This window comes from Pseudomonas sp. (assembly GCF_040514055.1).
Lineage (GTDB): Bacteria > Pseudomonadota > Gammaproteobacteria > Pseudomonadales > Pseudomonadaceae > Aquipseudomonas.
In genome coordinates this window covers 256,374-274,434 of sequence record NZ_JBEVDL010000064.1, presented here as the reverse complement: position 1 = coordinate 274,434, position 18,061 = coordinate 256,374, and the positions used below count along the sequence as shown (strand labels likewise).

Genomic DNA, 18,061 nt, shown 5'->3' with positions numbered 1-18,061 from the left:
GTACAGCGACAGCCCGCCGCGAGTGAACGCCTGCCTTTGGCCAGGGCATAGCTTGCTGCACGCGGTGCCACAGGGCTTCTTACTAAGCCTCGTAAAGCTCCAGCGGCAGCCCATCAGGGTCGGCGAAAAAGGTGAACCGCTTGCCGGTCAGCTCATCGGTGCGGATCGTCTCGACAGCCACGCCCTGGCCCTGCAGGTGCTCCACCGCCGCGGCCAGGTCGCTGACCGCGAAGGCCAGGTGGCGCAACCCCTGGGCTTCCGGTCGCGAAGGGCGCGGCGGTGCGCCGGGGAAGGAAAACAGCTCCAGTTGCGTGCCGTCCCCCAAGACCAGATCGAGCTTCCAGGAGTCACGCTCGGCCCGGTAGGTCTCGGCCACCACGCGCAATCCCAGTACCTGGGTGTAGAAGTGCCGCGCGCGGGGGTAGTCCGAGCAGATCAGGGCGATATGGTGCAGGCGGTGCAAGTCCATGGGTCGGTGTTCAGCTCAAAGCCTTACCCTAAAGCGCTTGTGCGCTCGGGTAAAGCTGGTCCGCCGCGGAGTCCCGAGGTTCAGCCCAGGCTCAACGCCACCTCGTCCGCCGCCCGTTGCCCCGCGCGCACCGCGCCCTCCAGGTAGCCGCACCAGACCCCGGAGGTCTCGGTACCGGCCCAGTGCAGTGCGCCGACCGGCTCACGCAGCGCCTGGCCATAACGGCTCAGCACCCGGGGTGGCAGCGGCGAGACGCAGCCGGCGGTCCAGGCCTCCGCGGACCAGTCCTGCTCGACATAACCCAGCGGGGCGCGTGCGGCTTCGCCGAACAGCTGCGCCAGCTCCTCGAGCACCCGTGCGCGCCGGCGCTGGGGGTTGGCGCGCTCGAGCTCTGGGTCGAGAAAGGCCAGCAGGATGCCGGCACCCGATGGCGGGCTGCTGTCGAAGGTGAACTGCACCAAACCCTGGTTGATCAAACCGGCACCCGAGAGGGCCTCCTGGCGCCAAAAGGGCGTTGCGTAAACCACATGCACCTTCATGCCGCTGCTGGCACCCCAACGTTTCTGCAGGTCGCGACGGGCCCTGGGCAGGGCCGGGGAAAAGCCGATGCGCGCGGCATCGGTCGGCATCATCGCCACTATTACCCGCCGCGCGCCGATTATCCCGGCATCGGTGTACAGGCGCACCTGTGGACTGTGCAGGCCGACGATGCGGCGCACCGGCGCGCCGAGCAGCAGGCTGGGTTTGAGCTGGGCGGCCAGGCGCAGCGAGAGCGCCTGAGCCCCACCCTGCAGGCGGTACTGCTGGGCATCGCTGTCCAGCGCGGCAAAACCACCGGCCGAGTGCAGGTAGAACAACAACCACAGCAGCGAAACATCCTGTGGGCGGGCATTCAAGGTGCTGGCCAGGGTGCCGGAGACGGTATCCACCGCCGCGTTGCTGGCCCCTTGGGCATTTAACCAGCACTGCACGCTAAGGGCGTCCTGGCTGGCCGCGTCGGGGCCGGACCAGGGGGCGTCCAAGGGCACCTGGGCGGCCAGCCGCTCGAGTTCGCCGCAGATCCGCAGGCTGTCGGCGTCAGGCGTCGAATGGGGGTCGAGGACCAGGCGCTGTTGGTCGTAGACCAGTACGAACCGGCCCTCGGCATACTGCGGGAGCATGGGTACCCCCAGTTCTTCGGCCAGCGCCATGACCGCCGTCTGATTGCCGCCGACCCATTGCGCGCCGCCATCCAGGCTATGACCGGCGACCGTCTGGTTGAGGGTGCGGCCACCGACGCGCGGGCGCGCCTCCAGCACTATGACCCGCCGTCCGGCGTCCACCAATTGGCGCGCGGCCACCAGACCGGAAAGCCCGGCGCCAACTATGGCCACGTCGAAGTCGCCGAACGCCGCCTCCTGCGCCTGTTGCTGGCCGCCCGCGTGGACCGCGCGGGCCAACCCGGCCAGCAGGCCGATGCCCCCCAGGCGCAACAGCTCGCGGCGAGCCAGTTTCGAAAAATCCATTAATCGATAGCGCATACAGGTGATCTCTTGGTAACCAAGTTGGGTGAGGCCAGAAAAAGGCCCGCTAAGGGCCTGGGGTGACAGCAGTCAGTTGCCGCGAACGGTGGCCAGGTAGAACGGCAACGGATCCTTGCCGGTCGCCAGCTGTTTGGCCAGGGCGTGATAGAACCAGCGCAGCTCGGCAGGGGACGCGCCCAGTGGGGTGTCATCCGCCGGATCGCCGGCCGCCGGATCGCCAATCGCGGGATCCTCGGCCGCTTCGTGGCTGCGTTGCCAGCGGCGCCAGAGCGCCATTTCCATCTGCAGGATGCGGTTCTTGCCCATGCGGGTGATGTGGCGCCAGAAGGCGTCATCCAGCGTCCGGGCGCGCACCTCGTCGGGATCGGCCGGGCAGGCTTGCACCAGTTGCAGCAGGGCCTGGCGTTCGGCCTGGGTCGCGCGGCGCGCGGCGGCTTCGAGCAAGCCAATGGCATACAGTGCCTGGTACTCCTGCAGCTCTTGCTGCAGCTGCGCCGCGCCATCGCGCAACTGCGCGCCATAACGCAGCAGCAGCTCCAGTACCCGGGCGTCAGCCAGGGCCGGATCCAGTACGCGACTGGCCCCGCCCTGGCGCACTTCCACCAGGCCGACGTCCTTGAGCTTGTGTACCGCCTGCCGAACGATGATCCGCGAGACGCCGTAGCGTTCGGCCAGCACCCGCTCGGGTGGCAGGCTGTCGCCGGGCGCCAGGCTGCCGTTGAAGATCTCGATAAACAGGCCCTGCAGGGCCGCGTCGGCGGCATGGGGGCGGGGTGGAGTGCGGGTCGATTCGGTCATGCCCGTAGATTGGCTTGGTAACCAAGTTTGGTCAAGGCACAGATACACTTATTTGTGGCCGTTGAAGCCGCTAGCACCAGCCTGAGCTTTTGTACGCCGCCGACTCGCGGTACCCTGGCGCCCTCGCCGGCAGACTACGCTGGTCGCCGGTTTACTACCGCCCGTCATGGGTTTTTTCAGCCTGTTGGTGAAGTGAGTGGCCTTTTGAAGATTCGTTTGTCGTTGGCCGGTGTGCTGCTTGCATGCAGCAGCCTGTTTATGCCGCCGCTGTCCGCCGCGGAAAAGAGCGTGGTCAAGGCGACCCAGGAACTGGCGGCGGGCAGTGCCCTGCTGGTCGACCTGAAAACCAATGAAGTGCTGTATTCCAGCAACCCCAACCTGGTCCTGCCGATCGCCTCGGTAACCAAGCTGATGACCGCCATGGTCACCCTGGATGCCAAGCTGCCGCTGGACGAAGTCCTGCCGGTACATATCAGCGAGACGCCCGAAATGAAGGGGGTGTTTTCCCGGGTTCGGGTGGGCAGCGAACTGACCCGCCGCGACATGCTGCTGCTGGCCCTGATGTCTTCGGAAAACCGCGCGGCGGCGAGTCTGGCGCACCACTACCCGGGCGGGCGGCCGGCGTTCGTGCGGGCCATGAATGCCAAGGCCAAGGCGCTGGGCATGGCGCAGACCCGTTATGTCGAGTCGACCGGGCTGTCGGAGCGGAACGTGTCCACCGCCCACGATTTGTTGCTGCTGCTCAAGGCCAGCCAGCAGTACCCACTGCTCGGTCAGTTCAGCACCACTCGTGAGCAGACCGTGGCCTTTGCCAAACCCAATTACAGCCTGGGTTTTCGCAATACCAACCATCTGGTGCACAAGACCGACTGGAGCATCCAGCTGACCAAGACCGGCTACACCGACGAAGCGGGTCATTGCCTGGTGATGCGCACCGTAATGGCCAACCGGCCCGTGGCCTTTGTGGTGCTGGACGCCTTTGGCAAATTCACCCATATGGCCGATGCCAGCCGCCTGCGCCGCTGGCTGGAAACCGGCAAGATCACCCCGGTGCCACCCGCCGCGGTGCATTACCGCCAACTGAAAACCGCCCAGCGCCAGGCCGCGGGATAACCACCGCTTCGGCGCTGACGAGCAGGCAACAAAAAGCCGCTGCGGGGCAGCGGCTTGGGTGTGGCGGCGGGGCTTAGCGACGGGCGCCGCGCACGCCTTCGGCCAGGGCCGCGCACAGGCTGAGCACGCCGTCCACCGCGTGCGCCGGTGAGCTGGCCTTCTCGATCTGGTCGATCAGCGCCGAACCCACCACCACCCCATCGGCCAGGCGGGCGATGGTCGCCGCGTGTTCCGGCGTGCGGATCCCGAAACCGATGCACAGCGGCAGGTCGGTGTGTCGGCGCAGGCGGGCCACCGCCTGTTCGACGTGCTCCAGGGTGGCCGAACCGGCGCCGGTGACCCCGGCCACCGACACGTAGTAGACGAAGCCGGAGCTGCCGTTGAGCACCTTGGGCAGACGCTGGTCGTCGGTGGTGGGCGTGGTCAGGCGGATAAAGTCCAGGCCAGCAGCCTGGGCCGGGTCGCACAGGTCGACATTATGTTCCGGCGGCAGGTCGACCACGATCAGGCCATCGACGCCAGCCTCCTTGGCTTCGGCGATAAAGCGCGGCACGCCGTATTTGTGGATCGGGTTGAAATAGCCCATCAGCACCAGCGGCGTGTGCTGATTCTCGGCGCGAAACTCGCGGACCATCTGCAGCGTCTTGCGCAGGTCCTGCTTGGCGTTCAAGGCGCGGATATTGGCCAACTGGATGGCGGGGCCGTCGGCCATCGGGTCGGTAAAGGGCATGCCCAGTTCGATCACGTCGGCGCCGGCCTTGGGCAGGCCCTTGAGAATGGCCAGGGCGCTGGCGTAGTCCGGGTCCCCGGCGGTGACGAAGGTCACCAGGGCGGCGCGGTTTTCTTGCTTGAGGGCAGCGAAACAGCGTTGCAGGCGGCTCATCAGTGTGTCTCCTGCGCGTCGAGGTCCATATGGTGCATCACGGTTTGCATGTCCTTGTCGCCACGGCCGGACAGGTTGATCACCATCAGGTGATCCTTGGGCAGGCCGGGGGCGCGTTTGAACACTTCGGCCAGGGCATGGGCGCTTTCCAGGGCCGGGATGATGCCTTCCAGACGGCAGCAGCGGTGGAAGGCATCGAGGGCTTCGTCGTCGGTGACCGAGGTGTATTCGACGCGGCCGATCTCGTGCAACCAGGCGTGTTCCGGGCCTATGCCGGGGTAGTCCAGGCCGGCTGAAATGGAGTGGGCGTCGATGATCTGGCCATCCTCGTCCTGCAGCAGGAAAGTGCGGTTGCCGTGCAGCACGCCCGGTACACCGCCGTTGAGGCTGGCGGCGTGCTTGCCGGTCTCGATGCCATGGCCGGCCGCTTCGACGCCGATGATCTTGACGCTGGCGTCATCCAGGAACGGGTGAAACAGGCCCATGGCGTTAGAGCCACCACCGATGCAGGCGATCAGGCTGTCGGGCAGCCGACCTTCCTTCTCGAACAGCTGCTCGCGGGTTTCCTTGCCGATCACCGACTGGAAGTCACGGACCATGGCCGGGTACGGGTGCGGACCGGCCACGGTACCGATCATGTAGAAGGTGTTGTCGACGTTGGTGACCCAGTCGCGCAGGGCTTCGTTCATCGCATCCTTCAGGGTGCCGGTGCCGGCCACCACCGGGATCACGGTGGCGCCCAGCAGTTTCATGCGAAACACGTTGGCCTGCTGGCGGTCGATGTCGGTGGTGCCCATAAAGATCACGCAGTCCATGCCAAAACGCGCGGCCACGGTGGCGGTGGCCACGCCGTGCATGCCGGCGCCGGTCTCGGCGATGATGCGTTTTTTACCCATGCGCCGCGCCAGCAGGACCTGGCCGATGCAGTTATTGATCTTGTGCGCGCCGGTATGGTTGAGCTCTTCGCGCTTGAAGTAGATCTTCGCTCCGCCGCAGTACTCGGTCAGGCGTTCGGCGAAATACAGCGGGTTGGGCCGGCCGACGTAGTCGCGCTGAAAATAGGCCAGTTCCTCGAGGAAAGCCGGATCGCACTTGGCCGCTTCGTACTCGCGGGCCAGGTCATGGATCAATGGCATCAGGGTCTCGGCCACGTACTGACCGCCGAACGCGCCGAACAGGCCGTTGCTGTCCGGTCCCGCACGGTAATGGGTTTGAGTCTGGGTCATACGGGGCTCCCGCTGGAAAGGTCGATGGCGCCTACTCTAGGCGCGACAGGCTGCCGAATAAAGCGATAAGATCGCCACGATCTGTTAGGAAAACTCACATGTTTCCCGAGGCCCTCCCCCATGAGCCGTGACCTGCCGCCCCTCAACGCGCTTCGCGCTTTCGACCTGGTGGCTCGGCTGCAAAGCGTCAGCCTGGCGGCGGCGCAGTTGCACGTGACCCATGGGGCGGTCAGCCGGCAGCTGCGGGTGCTCGAAGAGGCGCTGGGTTGCGCCCTGTTCAGCAAGGAGGGGCGCGGCCTAAAACTCACGGCTGCCGGTGTGCGCCTGGCCGCGGTGGCCGCCGACAGCCTGGAGCGCCTGCGCCTGGTCTGCGCCGAGCTGCGCCAGGGCGGCGAGGACGCACCGTTTCTGCTGGGTTGCTCGGGCAGCCTGCTGGCGCGCTGGTTTATTCCGCGTCTGGACCGGCTTAACCGCGAGTTGCCGGAACTGCGTCTGCACCTGTCCGCCAGCGAGGCGGAACCCGATCCACGGCGGCCCGGGGTGCAGGCCACCTTGCTCTTCGCCGAGCCGCCCTGGCCGGCGGATCTGCGGGTCTTCGAGCTGGCCGAGGAGCGTATCGGCCCGGTCCTCAGCCCGCGTTATGCCGGCCATGCGGCGCTGCTCGGCGCAGCGCCTGCGGCCTTGCTCGGCGAGTCGTTGCTGCACACCACCTCGCGGCCCCAGGCCTGGCCCAACTGGGCCCGGCATAACCGCCTGGACCCTCAGGCGTTGCGCCTGGGCCAAGGCTTCGAGCACCTCTACTACTTGCTCGAAGCGGCCGCGGCCGGGCTTGGGGTGGCGATCGCACCGCAGCAGCTGGTGGCCGACGACCTGGCCAGTGGCCGTTTGGTCGCGCCCTGGGGGTTCGTCGAAACCGCCGCGCGCCTGGTGCTGTGGATGCCCGAGCGCCAGGCGGATCGCCGTGGCGAAGCGCTGGCGGCCTGGCTGCGGCGGGAACTGGCCGGGTGATCTAGGCTGCGCTGAGGCGCGTTTAATCTGAACTCTGGGGCGCCGTTGCGCTTCTGATGGGAAAGCGCCCAGCACAGGAGAAACACATGTCCGATCATCACACCTACAAGAAAATCGAAGTCGTCGGTACCTCCAAAGTTAGTATCGAGGATGCGATCAACAATGCCTTGAGCGAGTGCGCGAAGTCGGTGCGCAATATGGACTGGTTCGAAGTCACCGAGACCCGCGGCCATATTCTCGAGGGCAAGGTGGCTCACTATCAGGTCACGCTCAAGGTGGGCTTTCGCATTGGCGATAGTTAAGCGGTCGTTGAACAACCCAGGCGAGGCGGCCGCGACGCCGTAGCGGCAACGCCGGTGATTTTTCCATGGCCTGTTAGCCGTCGAGCCGACCTTTCGCTACGCTGGGTCAGGCAGGACACACGTGCAGTGGCAGTGGGCCAAACCAGACCTCGCGCGTCGTGCATGGCTTGTAGTCATGCATTGAGGGCGCCTGCCCTCCGCAGTCCGCTCGCTGGAGCGTCAATATTCATCCTGAGGGAGCGTCGTGATGTTGAAGAGAGCAATGGTTGCAGTGGGCCTGATGGCCCTGGCCGGTTCGGCGTTCGCCGCCAAACCCTGTGAAGAACTGAAAGCGGAAATCGACGCCAAACTGCAGGCCAAGGGCGTCAGCGCCTACAGCCTGGAAATCGTCGACAAGGGCAGCGTCACCGACAAGACGGTGGTGGGCAGCTGTGAAGCGGGAAGCAAGGAAATCGTCTACAAGCGCGGTTGACCCTGAGTCAGCGCCACCGTCATCCCGTCAGGGGTGACGGTTTTTTTTGCCTTTTGGCCGGCAGGTGCAGACGGTCTTCAGCCCGAGCCCGAGGCGTTTTCGCTCTCCCAGTCAGGCTCGGCGGCCAGGCGCTCGACCAAAAAATCCAGCAGGGCGCGCAAGGCTGGCGATTGCTGGCGGCGTGAGCCATAGAGCGCGTAAATCCCCAGGACCTGGGGTTGCCAGTCCCGCAGCAGTGCTTTCAATTGGCCACTGCGCAGCAAGGGCGCCACCGAATACAGGGGCTGCAGACTGATACCGGCCCCGGCCAGGGTAGCTTCTACCAGGACGGTCGATTCATTGGCGCTCAGCGTGCCGCCCACCGGCACTGCCAGCGGCTCACCCGCCCGTTCGAACTGCCAGAGGCTGCGGCCAAAATAGGAGTAGGTCAGGCAGTTGTGCCGGCTCAGCTCCTGCGGCCGCAGGGGCTCGCCCCGCTCGGCCAGATAGGCCGGGGCCGCGCAGACCACCGACCGGCAGCTGGCCAGCGGGCGGGCGATCAGGTTGGGGTCCAGCTGGTTGGTGATGCGCACCGCCAGGTCGATCCGCTCTTGCACCAGATTGACCGCCTGACCACCGATCTGCAGGTCGATGGCCGTGCCGGGGTAACGCCGCAGGTAGGCGCTTACCGTGCGCGCCAGCCAGGCCTGGGCAAACGACTGGCTGCAGGCGATGCGCAGGGTACCGCGTGGGGTGGTATCGCCCCGGCTACCGGTGGCTTGCAGGCTGTCGGCCAGGCTCAACAGCTCGCGGCACTGTGGCAACAGTTCTTCGCCGGCATGGGTCAGGCTTAATTTGCGGGTACTGCGGTGCAGCAGGCGGGCCCCGACCCACTCCTCCAATTGCGCCAGGTAACGCGACACCATGGCCCGTGACAGGCCCATGGCGTCCGCCGCGGCCGTCTGGCTGCCGCGTTCGAGCACTTCTACAAACACCCGGGTGGCGGTGAGACGGTCCATGATTAGCCCCTTTTGTGCAACAAATCTGCCCAAATTATGGGGCTTTTTGTACGGTTTGATGCAACTACCATGGCGCCTTTCCTCGTTGCCTCTATGGAGGCCGCAATGTTCGGTCAACGTTTGTTTCGCTCGCTGGTGGTGATGACCGCCGTGCTCGGTCTGTTCAGTGGGCGCCTGTGGGCGGCCGCCCCGCCCTTGCAACTGGAGGTGTACAACCCCGCTGAAAAGGCAATTTTCCCGGTGTCCTCTGTCCTGGTCAGCGGTGAGAAGGACCTGCTGCTGATCGACGCGCAGTTCGCCCGGGGCGATGCCGAGCGACTGGTGCAGCGCATCAGGGCCAGCGGCAAGCGCTTGGTGACCATCTATATCAGCCATGGCGATCCCGACTTCTATTTCGGCCTGGATGTGCTGCAGGACGCCTTTCCCGGGGTGAAGATTCTGGCCAGTGCTCCGACCATCGCCCATATCGAGGCCACCCGCCAGGCCAAGCTGGCCTACTGGGGACCGATCCTCAAGGACGACGCGCCCAGCCGGGTGGTGGTTCCGCAGCCGCTGCAAGGCGACCGCCTGCAACTCGAAGGCCAGACGCTGCAGGTGCTGGGTCTCGAGGGTGCCGCGCCGGACCGTAGCCTGGTTTGGATTCCGGGCCTCAAGGCCCTGGTGGGTGGCGTGTTGTTCGAGACCAACCTGCATGTCTGGATGGCCGATACCCAGAGCGAGGAAAGCCGTCGTGCCTGGCGTGAAGCCTTGGAGCAGCTGGCCGCCTTGCAGCCGCAGCGAGTGATCCCCGGGCATTTCCTCGGCGAACAGCCGTCGGCCCAGCAGGCCCTGCAGTTCACCCGCGATTACCTGCTGGCGCTGGAGGCCGAGCTGCCAAAGGCCAAGGATTCCGCCGCCTTGATCAAGGCCATGCAGGACCGTTACCCGACCCTGGAGGGCGTCGACTCCCTGGTGCTGAGTGCCAAGGTGCTCAAGGGGGAAATGCAATGGCCCTGAGCGGCTAGCCCTGGCTGCCAAGGGCGGCCGTTGTGCCCTCGGCCTCGCGCTGGCCTTGGCCGGCGCGCACCGCCTGGAGTAACCTAGCGTTTTACTCGGATAAGCACGGCTCGCCCTTGGATCCGCTCCAAGGGCTTCCAGGCCGTTGCTGGCGCGGCGCAGGGGTGCCCGTCGGCAATCCACCCATCGCACAGGGAGCGCCCATGACCCGCTTGGCAGCGATCAAGATTTCCACCCTCGACCTGGCCCCGATTCGCGACGATGACCGCGGTCCCGGTCAAGCCTTGCACAACTCGCTGGCGCTGGCCCGGCACGTGGAGAAACTCGGTTACACCCGTTTCTGGGTGGCCGAGCACCATAACATGGACGGTATCGCCAGCTCCGCCACTGCGGTGCTGATCGGTCACCTGGCGGCCGGCACCTCGACCCTGCGGGTCGGGGCGGGCGGCGTGATGTTGCCCAACCATGCGCCCTTGGTGATCGCCGAGCAGTTCGGCACGCTGGCCACGCTCTATCCGGGGCGTATCGACCTGGGCCTGGGGCGGGCGCCCGGGGCCGATGGCTACACGGCACAGGCGCTGCGCCGGGAGCGCTCCGGCAGCGCCGACGATTTCCCTCAGGATCTGGAGGAGCTGCAGGCCTACCTGGGGCCGCGCACCCCCGGCCAGCGGGTGATCGCCATGCCCGGCAGCGGCACCGAAGTGCCTATCTGGCTCCTTGGCTCCAGCCTGTTCAGCGCGCAGTTGGCCGGCCTCAAGGGCTTGCCCTATGCCTTCGCCTCGCACTTCGCGCCGCGTCTGATGCACGAGGCGATCCGCGTCTACCGCAACCATTTCAAGCCCTCGGCGGTGCTCGACAGGCCCTATGTGATGTTGGGGGTGCCACTGGTGGCCGCCGACAGCGATGAGCGCGCAGCCTATCTGGCGACGTCGGCCTATCAACGTATCCTGGCCCTGATCCGTGGCCATAGCCTGGTGCAACGGCCGCCGGTGGAAAGCATGGAGGGCCTGTGGTTGCCTCACGAAAGAGAGGCGGTGGGCAGCTTCTTCGGCATGGCGGTGGTTGGGGGCGCGGAAAAAGTCAGGGCCCGCCTGGAGGTGTTGCTGGAGCAGACCGAGGCCGACGAGTTGATTTTCACCGGTGACCTGTATGACTTCGCCGACCGCTTGCGCTCGTTCGAAATCCTCGCCCAGCTGCGCTGACCGGCCCTGGCTGCCGGCCGCCAGCCGTGGTGGGCAGCGGCAAGCCAGCGCCTCGACGTCCGAAAAGGGGCATGCCGCGCGCCTACCGGTCGTCCTTAAAGTCAATCAGCGGGCGTGACAAAGTGCACAATATCGTAATGATATCGCGTGGGTTTCCGGGTACTCAAGCAAGATAGCGGGTGAACGCCAATGGCCGGCGGTCCCTGCATATCCCGTTCGGTCTGGTGCAGGAAAGGTCAGTTTTTTCAGGGAGCGGCAGACATGTTCCAACTTGGACGGAAACCCTGGGTCTTGTTGTTTCTGTATGTGGTCGGTGTCAGCGGCTACATTTACTACCTGTACGGCGAGACCCAAAGCCTGATCAACGAGAGCATAAACAGCCGGCTGCTGCAGGCGGCGCTGGCGACCTCGGCGATTCTGGGCGACCGCTACCACGACAATCTGCTCGATAAGAGTTCCAAGTCCGAGGCCGAGGACCTGGATGCCATCCTGCGCCTGAGCAAATACAACCAGTCCATCGGCCTGGCTTTTGTCTATACCGTGGTCAAACGCCAGGGCGCCCTGTACCTGTCCAGTTCCAGTGCCTCCAGTGAAGAGATCCAGGGTGGGGATTTTGTCCGCTTCTTCGATCCCTACCCCGATGCCAGCCCCGAACTGGCGAAGAGTTTCGAGCGCAGCGATCCGACCTGGGTCGACTACTCGGATCATTGGGGCGACTTCCGCGCGGTCTTCGTACCGCTGCGTTCCCAGGACGGCAGCCTGTATGTCGCGGGGGCCGAAATGCCGCTCGCCGATTACCACCAACTGCTGCGCCAGGACTCGCTGCACCATATCGGCCTGGCCCTGCTGGTCTTTCTCGCCTTCGGCCTGTGGTTCGCCATCGACCTGTGGCGGGTGCGCCTGCACCTGCAGCAGCTGCAGCTCAACGAACAACGCCTGAAGCAGGCCAAGGATGCCGCCGAGGCCGCCGACCGCAGCAAAACCAAGTTCCTGGCGACCATGAGCCATGAAATCCGGACCCCGCTGTACGGGGTGATCGGCTCCAGTGAGTTGCTGATAGGCACCCCGCTGAATGCCGAGCAGAACGACTGGCTCAATACCATCCACTGCAGCGGTCAGGCCTTGCTCGCGTTGATCGACGATGTGCTCGATCTGGCCAAGATCGAAGCCGGCAAACTGGAATTGCGGCCGCGGGTGTTCGCTGTGCGCGAGTTGCTCGATGACAGCGCGCAGATGGTCCGCCAGCACTTGCTGGATAAGCCGGTGACGCTGCAGGTTCAGGTGGCGGGTGACGTCCCGGTGCTGATCAAGGCCGACGCCGAACGCCTGCGCCAGGTGCTGCTCAACCTGTTGGGCAATGCGGCGAAGTTCACCGAGGCGGGGGAGATCGTGCTGGCGCTGACGGTCCAGCAGGCAGGCCCGCGCACCCGCCTGACCTTTGCCGTGCGTGACACCGGCATCGGCATCGGTGCCGATCAACAGGACGGCCTGTTCAGTGCCTTTACCCAGCTTGAAGAAGGCAGCGGCCCGCGCCATCGGGGTTCGGGCCTGGGGCTGTCGATCTGCAAGAGCCTGGTGGAAGCCCTGGGCGGGGCACTGGCGTTCAGCAGCCAGAAGGGCGTCGGTTCGGTATTCTCTTTCTGCATCGCCGTGGAGCCTTTCCACCCGGTGGAAATACCGGTCGAGGACCGCCAGGATCAGGTCGAATTCACCCCGTCGTTCGCCCAGCGTTTTCCGCTGCGGATATTGCTGGCCGAGGACAACCCGGTCAACCAGCGTATCGCCGTGGCCATGCTGCAGAAACTGGGTTATCAGCCGGCGGTGGTGGCCGATGGCATGCAGGCCTTGGAGCGCTGCCAACGCGAATGCGCGGACGTCATTCTGATGGACATCAACATGCCCACCTTGGACGGGTTGCAAGCCACGCGTGGCATTCGCCTGCTGGACCGAGGCGAGGCCTGCTACATCGTGGCGTTTACCGCGAGCGCCTTTGCCAACGAGATCGAGCGTTGCCTGAGCGCCGGGGCCAGTGATTACCTGACCAAGCCGGTGACCCTGCAGAGCCTGGCGCGAGTGCTGCAACGGGCGGCGCGACACCGGCAGCGGTTACCGTCCGCCGCCGCTACCGGCACCTGAGTCAGCCTGTCGTGGTCAAGGCGCGAAGGCCATGACCGAGACCGGCGAGCCGGAACCGTCCTTGAGGCGCAGTACGCCGATCACCAGCGTGGTGCCCTTGGCCGGCAGCTGGTCGAGGTTGGTCAGGTTCTCCAGGATGATGCCGTTCTTGGCCAGCACCTGCATATTGGTACCAAAGGCTTCGTCCATGCCCGGGTCAGCCCCGTGGGTATCGATGCCAATACCGACGGCCTGGCGTTTTTCCAGCAGATACGCCGTGGTGTCGGCACCCACGCCGGGGAAATGCAGGCCCTTGTCGTCCTTGTTGAAGAAGCGTTCGGGATCCTTCCAGAAGGCTTGCCAGCCGGTGTAGAACACCACGATGCTGTCCGCGGCGATGCGCCCATTGGCACGTTCCCAAGCCTCGATATCGGCGATGGCCACCACATAGTCCGGGTTCTTTTTCGCCTGTTCGCGGACGTCGATCACCACCGCCGGACGGACCAGGGATTCGGGGCTGTAGGCGTCGATGCCGATGCCGTCGGGATGAAAACTGTTCGGTGCGTTCATATGGGTACCGCTGTGCTCGCCCATGCTGAAACGGCGCAGGAAATAGCCCTCCTTCGCCTGGGTGGCCACGGTCTCGAACTCGACCGGCGGGTCTCCTGGCCATAGCGGTATCGTCGGGCTGATCGGCTGGCTCAGGTCGATCACCTTGCGAAACTGGATGTTCTGCATTCCCTTGTCTCCTGCACTAACGGTTGCCGTGCCCGCTACCAGCAGGATGCTCAGCATCAGGCGGGAGGCACGTTGGATGACCCTGTTGTACTGCGGCGAGACAGCCGTGACCATTGGCGGATCCTTTCGATGGTGGAGGGACGAAGGCTCGCCCCTGGGCTCCCCGGTGACCCCGACCAGGTCATCCGGACTCAAGCGTGACGCGAGCGAACTGTACCGGTGGGCACCGTTGGTTGGAACCCGTGTGCAGCGATGCGAGGCCAGGTCTGGGGCGACAGTCCGGTAAATGGGTTCGAACTTGTGGCGCCGGGCTGCCTCTGAACTGAGGCAAGCCTTCCGATCCCCACTTTTGGAGTTTCCCATGAAAAAGACCGCATCGGCGCATTGGCAAGGTGGCATCAAGGACGGCAAGGGCCGCATCTCCACCCAGAGCGGCGCCCTGTCGAACAGCCCCTATGGATTCAATACCCGCTTCGAAGACCAACCCGGCACCAACCCGGAGGAACTGATCGGCGCAGCCCACGCGGGCTGTTTTTCCATGGCCCTGTCCAAGGAATTGGGTGACGCGGGGATGACCGCCGAAAGCATCGAGACCCAGGCCGAGGTGACCCTCGACAAGGTCGGCGGGGGATTCGCCATCACCGCGATCCACCTGTCGCTGCGGGCCAGGATTCCCGGTGCGGACCGCGCGGCCTTCGAAAAGGCGGTTGAAACCGCCAAGACCGGCTGCCCGGTGTCCAAGGTGCTGAACGCCGCAATCACCCTGGAAGCGGTGCTCGACGCCTGATCAGTTGGAGCACCTGGCCTGCTGGCGTTCATAGCGATCGAGCAGCGGCTGGGTACTCAAGCCGTGCAACAGGATACTCAGCGCCACCACCGACAGCGTCAGGCTGATGGTCGGATCGGCGTCCTCGGCCGACAGCCCGTGGTTCAACGCGTAGCCCAGGTAGTAGAGGCTGCCGATGCCACGGATGCCGAACCAGCCGAGCAGGCGTCGTTGGCGCGCCGTGACGTGAGGCCCACGCACCAACAGCCAGACCCCCAGCGGGCGAATCACGCAGAACAGCGCCAACCCCAGGGGAACCGCGCGCCAGTCCCAATGCAAGGCCAGCACGGCGCCGAGCAGGGTCACCAGCAGCACCTCCATGATGCGTTCGAGGATATGGCCGAACGACAGGATATCGCCGATCAATACGCCAGCGGCGACCTGGGGGTGCGCCTCCTGCTCCTCGAGCAGCTCGTGGGCCTTGTCCTCGACGCCCTCGCCGACCTTGGGCAGGGCCGGCACCACTTCCTCGGCCGGGATGGCCGATTGCCCCGAGGAGGCGATCTCCGCATGGCGCAGTCCCACGCCCGCGGCGAAGGTCGCCAGAAAGCCCCAGGCCCCGAGACTTTCGGCGAAAAAATAGGCCAGGGCGATCAGTGCCAGGGCCAGGAAATCATTGGGTGAATGGGCCGCGTCGGCATGCCGGGCGCGCAGGTAGATGGCCAGGCGCCCCACGGTCCGGCCGAGAAAAAAGCCGATCAACAGGCCCGCCGGCACCGCCCATAACAGCCGGTGGACCGCCCACTCGCCGACCCAGCCCTGCCAGCTGCCGCCGTGCTCGATCAGCAGCAGGGCAAAGATCACAAAGGGAAACGCCACGCCGTCATTGAAGCCGGCCTCGCCGGAGAGGCCATAACGCACCCGGTCGAAGTCGCGCGCGTGATTGACTTGCACCAGGCTGGCCAGCACCGGATCGGTAGGCGCCAGCAGTGCGCCGATCAACAAGGCCACGCCGAGGTTCAGGCCCAGGCCGTAGTGGCCGACCAGGGCGACCCCGACAATGCTCACCAGCATCACCGGACCGGCCAGCAGGTAGGCGCTGCGCCAGGCCGGGTGACGAAAGGGCAAGCGCAGTTTCATCCCGCCGATAAACAGCGAGACCAGCACCGCTACCTCCGTCAGGTGCTCCATCCAGCCGGCGATCTGGTGAAAATCCAGCTGCCACAGGTTCAGCCCCAGGGGGCCGATGCCCAGACCAAAGGCCAGGTAGAAGATTGAAGTGGTCACCGGCAGCCAGCGCAGGTAAGCCGAGGCCAGCGTCAGGATCAACAGCAAGGTGCCGAGTACGGCCGTCCAGTGCAGAAAACTCATCAATTCCACCCGGCCTGGAGACATGCGGAGCCGCCACGAACGGCGGGGTATGGTTTCGAGGCGGAGGTCGCCCTTAGGTTCAGTCGGCGTGGCCGCCGGCATTCGGGTCGTTAGGGGTAACGGGGGGTGGCATGACCCGGCGTAATACTTACCAGGGGCCGCAGCGCAGCACCTGCGCGCGGGCCAGCACCTGTCGCTGTTCATCCAGCAGCCAGGCCCGCGCCTTGAACAGCAGGGGACGTGCCTCCAGCCGATAACGGCGGCCGGCGGCGAACTCGGCGTAACGCAGCTGGAGCTCGCAGGTGATTTGCATGGGCTCTGACAGGCCGTCCTGACCGCCACCGCCATTGACCTCGAATTGAAAGCGGGCCTGCAGCTCGTGGTCCCCGGGGGGGACCTGGAAAAACCGCCCATCGCTCAGGCGTTTTCCATCCAGGCGCTGGGCCATCAGCAGGTGGCCGGGGCTGGCGCTGGGCTCGACCCAGGCCAGCGCCGGATCGGCCGGTGGCAGTGGCGAGGCGCAGGCACCGAGCAGGGCCAGGCCGCCGAGGGCAAGAAGACGCTGCATGGGAGCTGCTCCGTGGGTGGATGGCGGAAAAATCAGCCTACGCCGATCTGCCGCTGGAGGCATCCCTGGCAATGGGTTAGCGTGCAGGGATGAATTCCCATGCCCTGAAATCCACTTCGTCTGCCGCGCGCCGCGTCATGCTGGCCGTGTTGGCGCTGGTAGCACTCGGGGGTTGCACGACATTGGACTATTACGGCCAGCTGGCCCGCGGACAACTGCAGCTGCTGCAGGCCCGTGAGCCGGTCGGCCGCCTGCTGGCCGACCCCGGTCGCGACCCAGGGTTGCGTCGACGCCTGGGGCTGGCGCAGCAGGCCCGCGACTTTGCCAGTGCCCGGCTGCGGCTGCCGGATAACCGCAGTTACCGTCTGTATGCCGACCTGAAGCGTCCCTATGTGATCTGGAACCTGTTCGCCACCGCGGAGTTCTCCTTGGCCCCGCAGACCCAGTGTTTTCCAATTGCGGGGTGCGTGGCCTACCGCGGTTTTTATCAGCCGGGGCGGGCTCGCGGCGCGGCGGCCTTGCTTGCCGCCCAGGGCCTGGACACCTATATCGGCGGTGTCGAGGCCTATTCGACCCTGGGCTGGTTCGCCGACCCTATCCTCGACACCATGTTGCGCTGGGACGACGAACGCCTGGCGGCGGTAATCTTTCACGAGCTGGCGCACCAGCAGCTGTACATCGCCGACGACACGGCGTTCAACGAGTCGTTCGCCACCTTCGTCGAACGCGAAGGGTTGGGCCAGTGGCTGGAAAGCCGTGGCTTGCCGCCCAGCGATCCCACTGCGTTGCGCCAGCGCGAGCAGTTCGTGGCGCTGGTGCTGGCCAGTCGCGCACGTCTCGACCGCCTGTACCGCAGTGGTCGGCCCGAACCCGAGCTGCGCCGCGGCAAGGCGGCGGAATTCGAACGCCTGCGGGGTGAATACCGGCGGCTGCGCCAGGAGCAATGGCAAGGGACCGGCCGCTACGATGGCTGGATCGAGGGCCCGCTGAACAACGCCAAACTGCTGCCGTTCGGCCTCTACGACCAGTGGGAACCCGCCTTTGCCGCCCTGTTTGCGCAGCAGCAACGAGACTGGCCGCGCTTTTATGCGCGGGTGCGTGAGCTTGGCGAACTGCCCAGGGCCGAGCGCGACCGGCACTTGCAGACCCTGCTCGGTGCGCAAGGTGCCTTGCCCTAGGTGAGCGGCGTCTGATCACTGTGGTTGGCGGTGCCGGAATCGCTCCGGCACAGAGGGCCAAACCCGGTCATTCAGGATGTCATCATGAAGAAGTTGGGATGGGTGGTTGTACTCGGTCTGTGCGCTTCGTCGGCCTGGGCCGCGCCCAAGCCGTGCGAAGAGCTCAAGCAGGAAATCGAAGTGAAGATCCAGGCCGCCGGCGTGACGTCCTACACCCTGGAAATCGTGCCCGCCGCCGAAGCGACCGACCCGAGCATGGTGGTCGGCAGCTGTGAGTTCGGCAGCAAGAAGATCGTTTATCAAAAGAACGGCTGACGCGCCCGGGCTGATCGGGC

Annotated in this window: 19 protein-coding genes; 10 read left to right on the top strand and 9 right to left on the bottom strand. The window is 65.5% G+C overall.

The annotated features are described in order from the left end of the window. Nucleotides 1-82: 82 nt before the first annotated feature. The 3 genes from gloA2 to ABWY06_RS16005 all read right to left on the bottom strand — a co-directional run bounded on the left by gloA2 (nucleotide 83) and on the right by ABWY06_RS16005 (nucleotide 2,790). Nucleotides 83-469: an SMU1112c/YaeR family gloxylase I-like metalloprotein gene (gene gloA2, locus ABWY06_RS16015; RefSeq protein WP_353926550.1), complete on the bottom strand. Its 387-nt coding sequence runs from the start codon at nucleotides 467-469 to the stop codon at nucleotides 83-85. An 80-nt stretch (nucleotides 470-549) separates the two neighbouring features. After that, entirely contained in the window at nucleotides 550-1,989 is a 1,440-nt protein-coding gene (locus ABWY06_RS16010; RefSeq protein ID WP_353926549.1) for a flavin monoamine oxidase family protein, read from the bottom strand. A gap of 72 nt (nucleotides 1,990-2,061) precedes the next feature. Next, the gene (locus tag ABWY06_RS16005; RefSeq protein ID WP_353926548.1) at nucleotides 2,062-2,790 is read right to left on the bottom strand and encodes a FadR/GntR family transcriptional regulator; all 729 of its coding nucleotides are present in this window, start codon (nucleotides 2,788-2,790) and stop codon (nucleotides 2,062-2,064) included. 204 nt (nucleotides 2,791-2,994) lie between these two features. Between ABWY06_RS16005 and pbpG the strand changes: the two genes are divergently transcribed. Next, the gene (pbpG, locus tag ABWY06_RS16000; protein WP_353926547.1) at nucleotides 2,995-3,903 is read left to right on the top strand and encodes a D-alanyl-D-alanine endopeptidase; all 909 of its coding nucleotides are present in this window, start codon (nucleotides 2,995-2,997) and stop codon (nucleotides 3,901-3,903) included. Nucleotides 3,904-3,976: 73 nt separating this feature from the next. Here pbpG and trpA read toward each other — a convergent pair whose 3' ends face one another. Together trpA and trpB are read right to left on the bottom strand one after the other, a co-directional pair. Next, nucleotides 3,977-4,786, bottom strand: coding sequence for a tryptophan synthase subunit alpha (gene trpA, locus ABWY06_RS15995; protein ID WP_353926546.1), 810 nt, complete (start codon nucleotides 4,784-4,786; stop codon nucleotides 3,977-3,979). Beyond that, nucleotides 4,786-6,012, bottom strand: coding sequence for a tryptophan synthase subunit beta (trpB, locus tag ABWY06_RS15990; protein WP_353926545.1), 1,227 nt, complete (start codon nucleotides 6,010-6,012; stop codon nucleotides 4,786-4,788). The genes trpA and trpB overlap by 1 nt, the downstream gene beginning before the upstream one ends. A 120-nt stretch (nucleotides 6,013-6,132) precedes the next feature. On the opposite strand from trpB, the gene ABWY06_RS15985 reads away from it, so the two are divergent. The 3 genes from ABWY06_RS15985 (at nucleotide 6,133) to ABWY06_RS15975 (ending at nucleotide 7,794) form a co-directional block, all read left to right on the top strand. Continuing rightward, nucleotides 6,133-7,020, top strand: a complete 888-nt coding sequence (locus ABWY06_RS15985) for a LysR family transcriptional regulator (protein WP_353926544.1) — start codon at nucleotides 6,133-6,135, stop codon at nucleotides 7,018-7,020. Nucleotides 7,021-7,106: 86 nt separating this feature from the next. Further along, nucleotides 7,107-7,322 (top strand): dodecin, encoded by a 216-nt coding sequence (locus tag ABWY06_RS15980; RefSeq protein WP_353926543.1) that lies wholly within the window; start codon nucleotides 7,107-7,109, stop codon nucleotides 7,320-7,322. 247 nt (nucleotides 7,323-7,569) lie between these two features. Continuing rightward, on the top strand, nucleotides 7,570-7,794 hold the full coding sequence (locus ABWY06_RS15975) for a DUF1161 domain-containing protein (RefSeq protein ID WP_502948211.1): 225 nt from the start codon (nucleotides 7,570-7,572) through the stop codon (nucleotides 7,792-7,794). 77 nt (nucleotides 7,795-7,871) lie between these two features. Here the strand turns inward: ABWY06_RS15975 and ABWY06_RS15970 are convergent, their stop codons facing one another. Continuing rightward, complete coding sequence (locus tag ABWY06_RS15970; protein WP_353926541.1) at nucleotides 7,872-8,792, bottom strand: LysR family transcriptional regulator; 921 nt, start codon at nucleotides 8,790-8,792, stop codon at nucleotides 7,872-7,874. A gap of 105 nt (nucleotides 8,793-8,897) precedes the next feature. On the opposite strand from ABWY06_RS15970, the gene ABWY06_RS15965 reads away from it, so the two are divergent. From ABWY06_RS15965 to ABWY06_RS15955, 3 genes are all read left to right on the top strand, one after another. Beyond that, nucleotides 8,898-9,788 carry an MBL fold metallo-hydrolase gene (locus ABWY06_RS15965; protein ID WP_353926540.1) on the top strand — a complete coding sequence of 297 codons (891 nt, stop codon included), beginning with the start codon at nucleotides 8,898-8,900 and terminating at the stop codon, nucleotides 9,786-9,788. A 203-nt stretch (nucleotides 9,789-9,991) separates the two neighbouring features. Then, nucleotides 9,992-10,990 (top strand): LLM class flavin-dependent oxidoreductase, encoded by a 999-nt coding sequence (locus ABWY06_RS15960; protein WP_353926539.1) that lies wholly within the window; start codon nucleotides 9,992-9,994, stop codon nucleotides 10,988-10,990. A 261-nt stretch (nucleotides 10,991-11,251) separates the two neighbouring features. Beyond that, the gene (locus ABWY06_RS15955; RefSeq protein WP_353926538.1) at nucleotides 11,252-13,126 is read left to right on the top strand and encodes an ATP-binding protein; all 1,875 of its coding nucleotides are present in this window, start codon (nucleotides 11,252-11,254) and stop codon (nucleotides 13,124-13,126) included. A 15-nt stretch (nucleotides 13,127-13,141) separates the two neighbouring features. On the opposite strand, the gene ABWY06_RS15950 is transcribed toward ABWY06_RS15955, so the two are convergent. Then, on the bottom strand, nucleotides 13,142-13,843 hold the full coding sequence (locus tag ABWY06_RS15950; RefSeq protein ID WP_353926537.1) for a cyclase family protein: 702 nt from the start codon (nucleotides 13,841-13,843) through the stop codon (nucleotides 13,142-13,144). 361 nt (nucleotides 13,844-14,204) lie between these two features. Between ABWY06_RS15950 and ABWY06_RS15945 the strand changes: the two genes are divergently transcribed. Next, on the top strand, nucleotides 14,205-14,630 hold the full coding sequence (locus ABWY06_RS15945; protein WP_353926536.1) for an OsmC family protein: 426 nt from the start codon (nucleotides 14,205-14,207) through the stop codon (nucleotides 14,628-14,630). On the opposite strand, the gene ABWY06_RS15940 is transcribed toward ABWY06_RS15945, so the two are convergent. Both ABWY06_RS15940 and ABWY06_RS15935 read right to left on the bottom strand, forming a co-directional pair. After that, the gene (locus tag ABWY06_RS15940; RefSeq protein WP_353926535.1) at nucleotides 14,631-15,980 is read right to left on the bottom strand and encodes a cation:proton antiporter; all 1,350 of its coding nucleotides are present in this window, start codon (nucleotides 15,978-15,980) and stop codon (nucleotides 14,631-14,633) included. Nucleotides 15,981-16,128: 148 nt separating this feature from the next. Further along, nucleotides 16,129-16,548, bottom strand: coding sequence for a PA0061/PA0062 family lipoprotein (locus tag ABWY06_RS15935; RefSeq protein WP_353926534.1), 420 nt, complete (start codon nucleotides 16,546-16,548; stop codon nucleotides 16,129-16,131). Between the two features lie 89 nt (nucleotides 16,549-16,637). Between ABWY06_RS15935 and ABWY06_RS15930 the strand changes: the two genes are divergently transcribed. Continuing rightward, a complete protein-coding gene (locus ABWY06_RS15930; protein ID WP_353926533.1) occupies nucleotides 16,638-17,726 on the top strand; it encodes an aminopeptidase in 1,089 nt (362 codons plus the stop codon). An 84-nt stretch (nucleotides 17,727-17,810) separates the two neighbouring features. Next, nucleotides 17,811-18,041 carry a DUF1161 domain-containing protein gene (locus ABWY06_RS15925; RefSeq protein WP_353926532.1) on the top strand — a complete coding sequence of 77 codons (231 nt, stop codon included), beginning with the start codon at nucleotides 17,811-17,813 and terminating at the stop codon, nucleotides 18,039-18,041. Nucleotides 18,042-18,061 lie beyond the last annotated feature (20 nt).

Bases quoted from the DNA above. Each gene is read 5' to 3' on its own strand.
- ABWY06_RS15950 (WP_353926537.1), bottom strand. From the start codon at position 13,843: ATGCAGAACATCCAGTTTCGCAAGGTGATCGACCTGAGCCAGCCGATC.
- trpA (WP_353926546.1), bottom strand. From the start codon at position 4,786: ATGAGCCGCCTGCAACGCTGTTTCGCTGCCCTCAAGCAAGAAAACCGC.
- ABWY06_RS15975 (WP_502948211.1), top strand. From the start codon at position 7,570: ATGTTGAAGAGAGCAATGGTTGCAGTGGGCCTGATGGCCCTGGCCGGT.
- gloA2 (WP_353926550.1), bottom strand. From the start codon at position 469: ATGGACTTGCACCGCCTGCACCATATCGCCCTGATCTGCTCGGACTAC.
- ABWY06_RS15955 (WP_353926538.1), top strand. From the start codon at position 11,252: ATGTTCCAACTTGGACGGAAACCCTGGGTCTTGTTGTTTCTGTATGTG.
- ABWY06_RS15930 (WP_353926533.1), top strand. From the start codon at position 16,638: ATGAATTCCCATGCCCTGAAATCCACTTCGTCTGCCGCGCGCCGCGTC.
- ABWY06_RS15965 (WP_353926540.1), top strand. From the start codon at position 8,898: ATGTTCGGTCAACGTTTGTTTCGCTCGCTGGTGGTGATGACCGCCGTG.
- ABWY06_RS15935 (WP_353926534.1), bottom strand. From the start codon at position 16,548: ATGCAGCGTCTTCTTGCCCTCGGCGGCCTGGCCCTGCTCGGTGCCTGC.
- ABWY06_RS15940 (WP_353926535.1), bottom strand. From the start codon at position 15,980: ATGAGTTTTCTGCACTGGACGGCCGTACTCGGCACCTTGCTGTTGATC.
- ABWY06_RS16005 (WP_353926548.1), bottom strand. From the start codon at position 2,790: ATGACCGAATCGACCCGCACTCCACCCCGCCCCCATGCCGCCGACGCG.
- trpB (WP_353926545.1), bottom strand. From the start codon at position 6,012: ATGACCCAGACTCAAACCCATTACCGTGCGGGACCGGACAGCAACGGC.
- ABWY06_RS15960 (WP_353926539.1), top strand. From the start codon at position 9,992: ATGACCCGCTTGGCAGCGATCAAGATTTCCACCCTCGACCTGGCCCCG.
- ABWY06_RS15925 (WP_353926532.1), top strand. From the start codon at position 17,811: ATGAAGAAGTTGGGATGGGTGGTTGTACTCGGTCTGTGCGCTTCGTCG.
- ABWY06_RS15945 (WP_353926536.1), top strand. From the start codon at position 14,205: ATGAAAAAGACCGCATCGGCGCATTGGCAAGGTGGCATCAAGGACGGC.
- ABWY06_RS15985 (WP_353926544.1), top strand. From the start codon at position 6,133: ATGAGCCGTGACCTGCCGCCCCTCAACGCGCTTCGCGCTTTCGACCTG.
- ABWY06_RS16010 (WP_353926549.1), bottom strand. From the start codon at position 1,989: ATGCGCTATCGATTAATGGATTTTTCGAAACTGGCTCGCCGCGAGCTG.
- ABWY06_RS15970 (WP_353926541.1), bottom strand. From the start codon at position 8,792: ATGGACCGTCTCACCGCCACCCGGGTGTTTGTAGAAGTGCTCGAACGC.
- ABWY06_RS15980 (WP_353926543.1), top strand. From the start codon at position 7,107: ATGTCCGATCATCACACCTACAAGAAAATCGAAGTCGTCGGTACCTCC.